Source organism: Streptomyces sp. BK340 (assembly GCF_007827595.1).
Classification (GTDB): Bacteria; Actinomycetota; Actinomycetes; order Streptomycetales; family Streptomycetaceae; genus Streptomyces.
The window spans coordinates 1-9,661 of record NZ_VISR01000062.1; the positions used below are offsets into that span (position 1 = coordinate 1).

General features: G+C 65.2%; 8 protein-coding genes. 7 read left to right on the forward strand and 1 reads right to left on the reverse strand.

The annotated features are described in order from the left end of the window. Nucleotides 1-245: 245 nt before the first annotated feature. Together FB157_RS46795 and FB157_RS46800 are read left to right on the forward strand one after the other, a co-directional pair. On the forward strand, nt 246-785 hold the full coding sequence (locus FB157_RS46795; protein WP_261387070.1) for a nuclease-related domain-containing protein: 540 nt from the start codon (nt 246-248) through the stop codon (nt 783-785). Between the two features lie 454 nt (nt 786-1,239). Continuing rightward, nucleotides 1,240-2,172 (forward strand): phosphotransferase enzyme family protein, encoded by a 933-nt coding sequence (locus tag FB157_RS46800; RefSeq protein ID WP_145887924.1) that lies wholly within the window; start codon nt 1,240-1,242, stop codon nt 2,170-2,172. 25 nt (nt 2,173-2,197) lie between these two features. Here the strand turns inward: FB157_RS46800 and FB157_RS46805 are convergent, their stop codons facing one another. Next, the gene (locus tag FB157_RS46805) at nt 2,198-3,577 is read right to left on the reverse strand and encodes a hypothetical protein (protein WP_145887926.1); all 1,380 of its coding nucleotides are present in this window, start codon (nt 3,575-3,577) and stop codon (nt 2,198-2,200) included. A gap of 279 nt (nt 3,578-3,856) precedes the next feature. On the opposite strand from FB157_RS46805, the gene FB157_RS46810 reads away from it, so the two are divergent. The 5 genes from FB157_RS46810 to rplS all read left to right on the forward strand — a co-directional run bounded on the left by FB157_RS46810 (nt 3,857) and on the right by rplS (nt 8,928). Then, complete coding sequence (locus FB157_RS46810) at nt 3,857-4,405, forward strand: bifunctional DNA primase/polymerase (protein ID WP_145887940.1); 549 nt, start codon at nt 3,857-3,859, stop codon at nt 4,403-4,405. Continuing rightward, the gene (locus FB157_RS46815; RefSeq protein WP_186582017.1) at nt 4,398-4,697 is read left to right on the forward strand and encodes a hypothetical protein; all 300 of its coding nucleotides are present in this window, start codon (nt 4,398-4,400) and stop codon (nt 4,695-4,697) included. Before FB157_RS46810 ends, FB157_RS46815 begins: the two co-directional genes overlap by 8 nt. A gap of 680 nt (nt 4,698-5,377) precedes the next feature. Further along, complete coding sequence (locus FB157_RS46825; protein WP_186582018.1) at nt 5,378-6,976, forward strand: DUF4365 domain-containing protein; 1,599 nt, start codon at nt 5,378-5,380, stop codon at nt 6,974-6,976. 1,010 nt (nt 6,977-7,986) lie between these two features. Then, nucleotides 7,987-8,517 (forward strand): hypothetical protein, encoded by a 531-nt coding sequence (locus FB157_RS46835; protein WP_145887936.1) that lies wholly within the window; start codon nt 7,987-7,989, stop codon nt 8,515-8,517. 69 nt (nt 8,518-8,586) lie between these two features. Next, entirely contained in the window at nt 8,587-8,928 is a 342-nt protein-coding gene (gene rplS, locus FB157_RS46840; RefSeq protein WP_145887937.1) for a 50S ribosomal protein L19, read from the forward strand. Nucleotides 8,929-9,661 lie beyond the last annotated feature (733 nt).

Below are 9,661 nucleotides of genomic sequence, written 5' to 3' on the forward strand. Positions count from 1 at the left end.
GGGAACGGCGAGCCGACATCCACGAAGCCTTCCTCAAACTCGCCTGCTGCCTCATCACCCACCGACAACTGGGCTCATTGTGTTAGCCGTTGTTACAGAGCCTCACCGGGCCTCTCCCGCCAGACAAGGCGCCGGAGGCTCGGGCGCGTCCGATGCTGCCGCCTCTGACGCCGGCCGACGACCTGGCCGTCAACCCTCCCGGGCGGTCCTTGCATGATCTGCTCGCCGAATCCGGCCCCGGGCTGATGGAGCGAGTCGTCTCACGGCTTCTGCGGCGGCGCTCGGAATGGGACTCCTGGCGAAGGGGGTTGGCGGGGGAGCGGCGAGTGGGAGCGGAGCTGAGTCGATTGGGGCGCCACGGATGGCGCGTCCTGCACTCCATCCCCTTGGCCAACAAAGTGGATATCGATCACTTACTGATCGGGCCTGGTGGAGTCTTCAGCATCAATACGAAGCACCACGACAAGAGGGCCGTATGGGTTGGGGACGATTCCGTGAAAGTCGATCACGGAAAACCGGAGCCCTATGCGCGCAAGAGCCGGGCTGAGGCCAAGCGGGTTGCCCGAGTGCTTGAGCGCTATTGCGACTTCCCGGTATCCGTGCAGCCGGTGCTCGTCTTCGTCGGAGTCACCGAGTTGAAGGTGGTCGCTACGCAGCTCGATGTCCGGGTGTACCAGGAGCGTCAAGTGTCGGCACTCGCTCCGCTCTCAGGCGTTCTCACAGCCGACCAGGTGGAGCAGGCGTATAGCGTTGCTCGGCATCGTCAGGCGTGGGCTCAGGCCTAAGTTGGTAGCCGCGGTGAGGTGCCGGCAGCGCTCTTGGTCGGCCGTCGGCCGCCCCTGCTGCGTGACGATTCCGTGCCGGGCGGGGGCGCCTGGTGCCGGTGCGGGCCTCGCCGTTTCCTGGACCTCACCTGCGGAGATGCCCAAAGATCCCGTCCACGCCTCGTCCACAGACCCCGGCATACGCCCGCTCCGAGCCGCATACGCCTGCACAAACGCGAAGACCCCGGCCTCAGCGTTTCCGCTGGTGACGGGGTCTTTGGGCACCTCATGCTGGGTGCCCCCGGCAGGATTCGAACCTGCGCACACGGCTCCGGAGGCCAGGTGAGCTCACTGGGCCGACACCCGTCTGACCTGCGCCGGAGCTACCCGATGTCGAGCGGCTAACCAAGATCATTACGTCCACATTACGCAGGTGACCTGTCGGCGTCGGGATGCGCCCCGTATGGTCGGTCACATGATCTCGGGCAGCGACGGCGGGTGGGAAGACGGCGGCGACACGGGGTTCACGGCCGGGGGTACGGCGCCCGTCCTCCGAGACGCCTGCCGCTCCGCCGGCCTCGACCCGACCGGCGCCGAGTTGCTGCGCCTCGGATCCAACGCCGTCTACCGCTTGGCCTCGGAACCGGTGATCGTCCGCATCGCTCGGGACCCTGCCGTTCTTCCTGAGATGGAACGCGCCGTGGGCGTCGCCCGCTGGCTGGAGCAGTCCGGCTTCCCGGCCGCGCGCGTTCCGCGGGACACTGCCCAACCCGTGGTCGTCGGTGGCCGGGTCGTGACCTTCTGGGAGAGCGTCCAGGAGCGGGAGGAATACGCCACGGTAGGGGAGCTTGCAGATCTGTTAAAGCGCCTCCACTGGCTGGAGGAGCCTGAATCCATGGGCCTGCCGTACTTCGACCCACACGCCAAGCTGGCCTCATCCCTGGCGGGCCTGGACGGCATCTCAGATCGGGATCGAGAGTTTCTGGAGGGGCGGGCGGCCGAGCTGGGCAAGGAGTACGACCGCCTGGACTTCGTCCTTCCCTTCGGCATGATCCACGGTGACGCGAACATTGGGAATGTCCTCCGCCACCGCGATGGCCACGCCGTCCTGATCGATCTCGATGGCCTCGCCCTGGCCCCGCGTGAGTGGGACCTGATACTCACCGCGATCTACTACGAGCGGTACGGGTGGCACACCCGTGAGGAGTATGCGGAGTTCGTCCACCGGTATGGCTTCGACCTGATGAACTGGCCCGGCTACGAGACCCTCGCTGACCTCCGCGAACTGATGATGGTGGCGTGGATCGGGCACCAGGTGACGACGAGCGAGCGTTTCGCGGCCGAGTTCCAGAAGCGCATGTACTCCCTTCGGACCGGTGAGGGCCGGGATACATGGGGCGCCTTCTGAACAACCTCGGACATCGCCTGCCGACTCAACGAGCAGCAGGACCGCTGGCTGCGGCTGCCACCCACAACCGGTGCTCGCCTACCTGCTCCGCGAAGGCTTGGGACACCGCGTTGTCCCCTGCCGCGAGCAGATTCGCCCGGAACTCGGCCAGGTAACTCACGCATCGTGCGGACTTCAGGTTCTCCCCGAGATCCAGCGCATCCACCGCCACCCGGCAGGCCTCCTCGATGTCGTCGGCGCGTAGGTGGGCGTCGGCCAGCACCATCGTCGCGAAGAAGTCGCTCCGCACGTGGCTGCCGCTCATCGCGTTCTCCGCGTGGGCGACCGCCTGCCTGGCGCTGTTGACGTCCCTGAAGCAGTGCGCTGCTTCGGCGGCCAACTCCGCCTCATCGAAGTAGGCGATCCACTCGGGCTCGTCGTCGCTGTTCCTGCCCTCCAGCGCTCGCGTCGCCGCCGCCAGAGCTGCTTCACACCCTCGGACATCTCCTGTACGGGCGAGCGCGCGAGCCTCCATCGCATGGAACTGGGCCCGGAGCGTCGGCGTCGCCACCGCCGAGATGCCCATCAGGGCGGCACGGGCGAGCGTCGCTGCCTCGGTGTACCGGCCGAGGAAGGTGGCCTGGTGGCTCATCGCCGACAGGATGCTTCCGGCAAGGCGCCGGTCGTTGGCGTCCTGGGCCAGCCGGAGGGCTTGAAGGAAGTAGCGCTGGGCGAGTCCGTGATGGCAGGCGTCGTACGACATCCAGCCGGCGAGCAAGGTCGCCTCCGCCACGGTGGAGTAGAGAGCCCTCCCCACGGCGTCGCTGTAGCCGCCGCGCAGCAGCGGAACCACCTCGGCACTGAGGTACTGGATAACGGCCCGCCGGGCGTGATCGCCGCCGAACTGGTCGTCGAGCCTTGCGAACATGTCGGCCGTGGTCTTCACTGCTGCCACGTCTCCGAGCCCCACACGCAGCCCCACCGGGCGACAGGATCGGGGCGCCGGCTCCGGAGCCACCAACCACCGCAAGGACGCCTCGTTCCACGCCGGCTCGGACGCCTCGGACTGCAACAGCGGCTCGTACCGGTTCAGGTCGGCGCTCCATAGCCGGTCAACTGTGTTGATAGCCGCATCAGGGCTGTCGGGGTAGCTGGCGTCCAGAAGTGCGGCGTCCTCTCTGCCGTCGTGTTCCAGCCCCAGCTCATGTGGGCTGGCGCCGTATGCGTCCCCGAGCAGAGCGCCGTAGAACCCGTCCGGCACGCTGTGCCCGTTCTCCCAGCTCGCGATGCGCCGCTTGACGCTGTCGTCGGTGGGGAGCTGGTGGCCGCGCTTGGCCGCAGCCTTGCGTAGTTCCCGTACCAATCGCAGCTGGCTCCAGCCGCGTTCGGTTCGGGCCCGGCGTAAACGCTCGCTGACGGGGTCCATGGGAGACGGCCTTTCCCTCCTCCTGGCAGCGCAAAGGGGGTGGTGCGTGGTCCTCGACCATCACGAACGTACGTGATTTACAACCCCGTTGGCAGCGGCGAGCGGGATTTATCACCACCACTTCGGGACGACGGGGGGTGACGGGCTTCCGCGCCACTCGTCATCCCCCGTCACCTGTCGTCATCTGCCCTGGTCAGTGCCAGTCCCGCGACGCTGAACCCACTGCGGCTCAGGCGCCGTGGGGTAGCCGACCTGAGGTGGGAAGAAGACGTGCAAACGATGACCAGGAGAGGCATCGAGTGGCTGTCGGCAGCGGCGGACGACCCGGTGATGTGCCGGGCGCTCTGGGCGGACGACCCGCGTAGCCCGTCGATGATTCCCGCTGGCCGCCTCTTCGACGTGGTGTCGGTGGAACAGCGGCTCGGCCTGGAGACGTTCGATCAGATGTGCCGCCGCGAGTTGCCATGCGGCCCGGTCATGGTCGACCACCGGGCCCGCAGGGTCGGCTTCTTCCTTAGCTCCAACAGCCGCGACTGGTTCACCTACTTCCTCAGGCGCGAGACCAGCGAGCCGCCGGAGTACCGGTACCTCGGTCTCAAATCCGTGGTGGTGGTGCCGGGGCCCATGCCCCTGAGCGGCGACCGCTACCAATGGCTCCGGGCCCCGGTACGGCGTCCAGAGGCCAATCCGCTCCGTCCGATCGCCCTGGCAACAGTGCTTGTCGCTGCCGCCGAGCTACTGGCACGCGTCGACCGCTACGGCGATCGGTTCACCTCCGCTGCTGACGCCATGGCGGCCTATCCGGAGGAGTCGACTTCCGGTGCATGAGGAATCCCGCGGCCGCCTTGACGCAGCGCGCTGGTCCCCGTTGGACAGCGACGGTTGGTACGCCGCTCGTGACGCAACAACGGCCCTCCGCGACGCCTTGATCAGTGCGGGTATGGAGCGCGACTTCCCGTACCTGCGCGCCGACCTGAACGCCTTCGGCCACGGCTTGGTCGAACTGGGCCGCGTCTCGCCTGCGACTGCCGAGCACCTGGCCGAGCTGCTGCGCCTGGCCCTGGCGAGCGCTGCTGAGCCTCACCCCGACACCGAGACTGACCGCGAACCGAGGGAGTGAAGTCATGACAGACCGACGCGGAGTTATCGCCCCACGCGCCGAGAACCTCACGGTCGGCGTGAGCTACGTCCGAGGCTGGGGTGAGGCTCGACGCGGTGCCGACTGTCTCGCTGAGCAACTCGCTGCGCTGGGGCTGGAGGCGGACTTTCCGGGGCTCACGGCGGACGTGAATGTGCGCGGTGACGGCCTGGTCCGCCTCGGCACAGTGCGGCCTGAAGCGGCCTTGCTCCTGGCAGGGCTCATCCAGGCCGGCTTGGAGGCGACGGAACGTGAAGCGCGTCCTTCGGCTTCCGCATCGCTTTGAGCCGAGACACGCTCAGCGAGGGTCTAGCCAGGTGGCCTGCCGTCCGGCCGGGACCGGCGCCCCAGCGCCGCAGCCCGGACGGACGACAGGCCACATCTGTTGTGCCATCAGCCTGGGAAGCTCAGTTGCCAAAGGGCTCGTTGCCGGAGGGACGTGCGGCGGATGGTGTCGGCTCATGACGGACGGGCCCATTGATTCCCTCTGGTTCCCGCATGATCTGGGACGTGTCTGGCACGATAACTTCGCCTGCCCCGGTTGCCGTCCGACCGTGAGGCTGGGCCGAACTCATCCGCGATGCGCGACGATCGGGCGTGACAGTCCCTCTCCGCGGCTACGCTTCATTGGGTAGTGGGACGTGTCGGGGGAGGTGCCCTTCGTGGCGACCATCAGCGCGAGCCGGAAGATCGAGCGTGCAGGAGTCAACGCCCTGCGGACGCTGCTTGAGGAGCATGACCACCTCGTCCAGGAGATCGACGGGGGCGCTGATCACGGCGAAGACCTATACGTCGCGTTCGCCAGTGAGGGTCGGCGTACCGGGCACGTCATCGCCATCCAGGTGAAGAGCGGCAAGAAGTACAAGCGGGCCAACGGGTACGCAATTCCTGTCGCCGGCCATCGGGATGACTGGAAGGAGAGCCGTCTCCCTGTAGTGGGCGTGGTCTATGACCGCGACGAAAAGCGACTCTTCTGGGTTAATCTCACTGAGGAATTGCGGCGTGGTAGCGAAGCAACATGGATTCAGGTCCCGCGGGTCAATGAGTTGACCGATGAGTCTCTCCACGGGTTTATCGCTGCGCTTCAGGCGTTCATCGATACACAGGGTATGTGGCTCGGCAGTGAAGACGAGTCGGAAGGCCAGTCACCCGACACAGGCGGTACGTATTCCAAGGAATTTCTGAATCTCACCATCCCCCCAAACCTGTCTGAGGACGCGCAAACAACTGCGCACAAGAGCGCGACTACAACCGCGGGCGGGCGCACGGCCCCTAGGGCACCCGGGCCGGAGCGGAAGCACACAAGTGCCGGCATCGCGGAGCCAGACCGGGCAGATCGGTACTCCGATGTCAGGCTAGCAGTCGTTGCGTTGAAGGCTGATCGCCATCGCGCACGAGAGCGTGGCTACCAGGACGGAGTGCGCCTAGCTCCTCACCTTAGCTGGCTGGCACTTGACGAGCTTGCCAACCGAGACTTCGACTTCGGAAGCTGGTTGGAAGGCTGGTGCAATGGGTGGCTAGACATACAGACGGGACAAGCCGCCTCAGGTGCCGCGGGACCAACATGGCTGCCACTGCTCGCCGATCACCTCGGAGCCCTGGTCGACCCGATCGGGTACGACCGTTGGTCCTTCACTCCGAGCAGGGAATACCTCGACGGTTTCGTCACCGGGCTTCGCACGGTGTGGCAGGACGCAGGTGCGACCATGCCGGGCCGGATATCGCCCGAGCCGCAGTCTGCGCCCATCTCCGGTGCTGGCATCGCACGGAGCCAGGAAGAACAGCGGACCAGCAGCGCTGATACCGCATCAGCAAGAGGCCAGGGGCCCTCATGCGCAGTTCCCGCTGAGGCGGTCACGCCGCCGGTTGTATGCAGCGACCAGAAGAGACTAACCACCGTTAAAGGCGTGCTTGGGAGCATCAACTTCGACGGCGAAACCGTCACCATCCGAAAGGAGGGCTATGGCCCACGCATGAAAGGCATTCGGTCACTCGCCGTCCGAGAGATTGACCACGTCATCGTGAGGCCAGCCACAGCAATGTTTCACGGGTATATCCAATTTGTCGTACGAGATCACCCACCTGCGCCTGACCGTCGCCTAAGCATGGCCAGCGGACGACCACACCGGGAAGACCCAGACTCAATGTCATACACGCGGCGCGCCAACCGTGAAATCGAACACCTTAAGACGGAGATTGAGAGCGCAATCGCCACGGCGAGGGATGGTGCCCCGCCAAGTGGTGCAGCGGTCACCGCGTAGCCTCTGGTCATGAGACAGCCATCCAGCCTTGCGACATCCGCTTTAGGAGTTCGCTCCGCCCTTGGCGTGGTTGCGGCCCACGTCGCGCGCTGGTGTCATACGTGGCCGTCGGTTGTCGCCGCCGTCCGTCCTCGTTGATGTCAACGTTGGATGTCAGCGGAACAGCCCTGGTACCGGGCAGATCTCCAACGGGTCGTCCGGTCGGTCTGCCCAGCTCCACCAGGCATGCCCATCGGCACACCTCCACAGCGACCGACAGGTCCGCCGGCCGTCGTCCTCCCGCTCGGAGAGCACCAGGCCGCCAGACTCCAGAGGCAGGCGGCACTCTGGACAGGCCGGGGCTTTGTTGGTCATGGGGGCGCACCTTAACTGAGTGACCTCTTCGTCCTGAAGCAACTGCGGCGAGCCCTGACCTCCAGCCGACGTACCTCTCACCTGCTGCGACGGTACACAGACGTCCGCGCGGCTGTTCGTCGGTGGTGTCACGCGGTTAGACACTCACCGCTGATGCGTCCTGGGGGTGCTTGCGGAGGAGCAGGATCTGATCCGTAGCTCTACAGAGACCGGTCAACGCGGGTCATTCCGATTGCCCTAGAGGCCCCGGGGCTGCTGCTCCTGGCGCTCCAGGATCGCTGGGGCTCTCCGTCGCCACGACGTTGCCGCTACAACTACAAGCACGCCGATCAGGGCGACAGCGGGCGCCCACTTAGCTGGCCTTGTGGCGGTCTGCCGCGGTACGTCGCTGTTGCCACGCATTTAGGCACTCACCGTCACGACCCCACCTCCCGCCCGAGGCTGGGCCAGGGGGCATCGCGTGACGGTACGCCGAGCGCCGACTTGGAAGAGTGCAACCGCAGGCCAGCCGCTCTGGTCGCGGTACCTAAAGAACATCGATCAGTAGCCCAGAAGGACCAACAATTGATGTCGCTCCCGCATCACCGATTCGCATCGTCTTATAATTGCGCAGACATCCAACCGCGCGAGGGCTAGCCAACATTAGCGGAGTACGAATGGAGCAGGCCAAAGACTTCACCGTGACGACGTTTGGCCTCTTGATTGCATTCTTCTTGCCGGGGCTAATTGGCCTTTACGGGTTCAGTCTTTGGAACCATCAGGCTGCGGAAACCTTCAAGACATTCAAGACTTCCAGCTCTAATATCGGCCTCTTTCTTTTGCTCCTCATGGCTTCACTTGCGGTCGGTCTTACCCTCACTCCAATTCGAGCCCTCCTGTACGAGGAGGTAATCTGCAAGAGCCATAGACCTGCCGCCAGCCTCTACAGGAATCTTCGTCAGAGTAATCGGCATGAAGGTTTTCGCACAATCATCGACGAGCAGTACAGGTACCACCAATTCTGGGGGAACTCCTCTCTTGCCGCCATCCCCCTCATGCTTCGCGTGACGCTCAACTGTTTTTCGGCGTCTCTGCTGCTGGGAATCCTCGTGATGCTTGCGTTCCTGGCGGTCGAAACAGTGACTGTATGGGCCGCCATTCAGGGCTACATCAGATACGCCCAAAAGCACAACGCACTCTTGAGATAGAATTGGCCATCGTTTAAGGAAGGTCCAGTGCCGAATGGCATCCCGCATAAGGCAAGTGCCGGACACTTGATGGCGGCGGTCGAGGCCGCGTCACTGCGCACCGATGTCCCGGCCTTCCGCCCAGGTGACACAGTCAACGTCCACGTCCGCGTCATCGAGGGCAACCGCTCTCGTGTGCAGCAGTTCAAGGGCGTGGTGATCCGCCGTCAGGGTGCCGGTGTTCGCGAGACCTTCACGGTCCGCAAGGTCTCCTTCTCCATCGGCGTCGAGCGCACCTTCCCGGTGCACGCGCCGACTGTCGAGAAGATCGAAGTGGTCACCCGCGGTGAGGTGCGCCGCGCCAAGCTGTACTACCTCCGTGAGCGTCGCGGCAAGGCCGCGAAGATCAAGGAGAAACCGCATCGTCGTTAACCTCGCCATTTCATGACGGTCCGTCGGATTTTCCGGGGCGCCCGTCGCTGCACCCCGCCGGGCACAGCAACGATGCCGGTGCGGTCGACTAGAGCAAGCCGCGACGGCCGGCCCGTGAAGGCAACCTGGAGCTGTTCACCTCCATGGCCCTCAGCTTGGGAAGCTCGGGTCTTTGACGGGCGATCCGCGGGCTGATCAGCGGCGGAGCCGCTGACGGAGCTGGGCTGGTCGGCAGGTGCTCCCCGCTATTCCCCGTGGTTCCCCGCACGACCTGGCACGGTTCTGGCACGTGTGCGTGGGGCGTCGGCCACGGGGGCAAGGGCGTTGTCAGTGGTGGCTGTTAGCTTCCGTTGCAGAGATGAGCCGGTTCGATGTTCTCTCCGGAGAGCACGGCGGCTAAGGGGGGCCGGATAGGGGTCCCCGGACTGCTGGGTCTCGGGACGCCGAATGGCTCCGCACCCACCCCCCTCACAACCTTCTGATCCGTAGCTCTGCAGAGATCGGTCAATCAGGGTCAAAGCGGCCGCCATTCGGTCCCTCAGGGTGACTGTCGGGCATGGTCGGTTGCTGAGGTTGCTGTACTTCTCTGCTGTACAGCTTGGGCGGCTCGATAGGCGCCCACGAGGTTCCTCTGGCTTATAGCGGCTAACACAATGAGGTGGATCGCTCCTGCTCGCCGTGTCCAGGGCGAGAGTTGAGCGTTCGGTCCTCTGTGGGGACGTCACCGTGGATC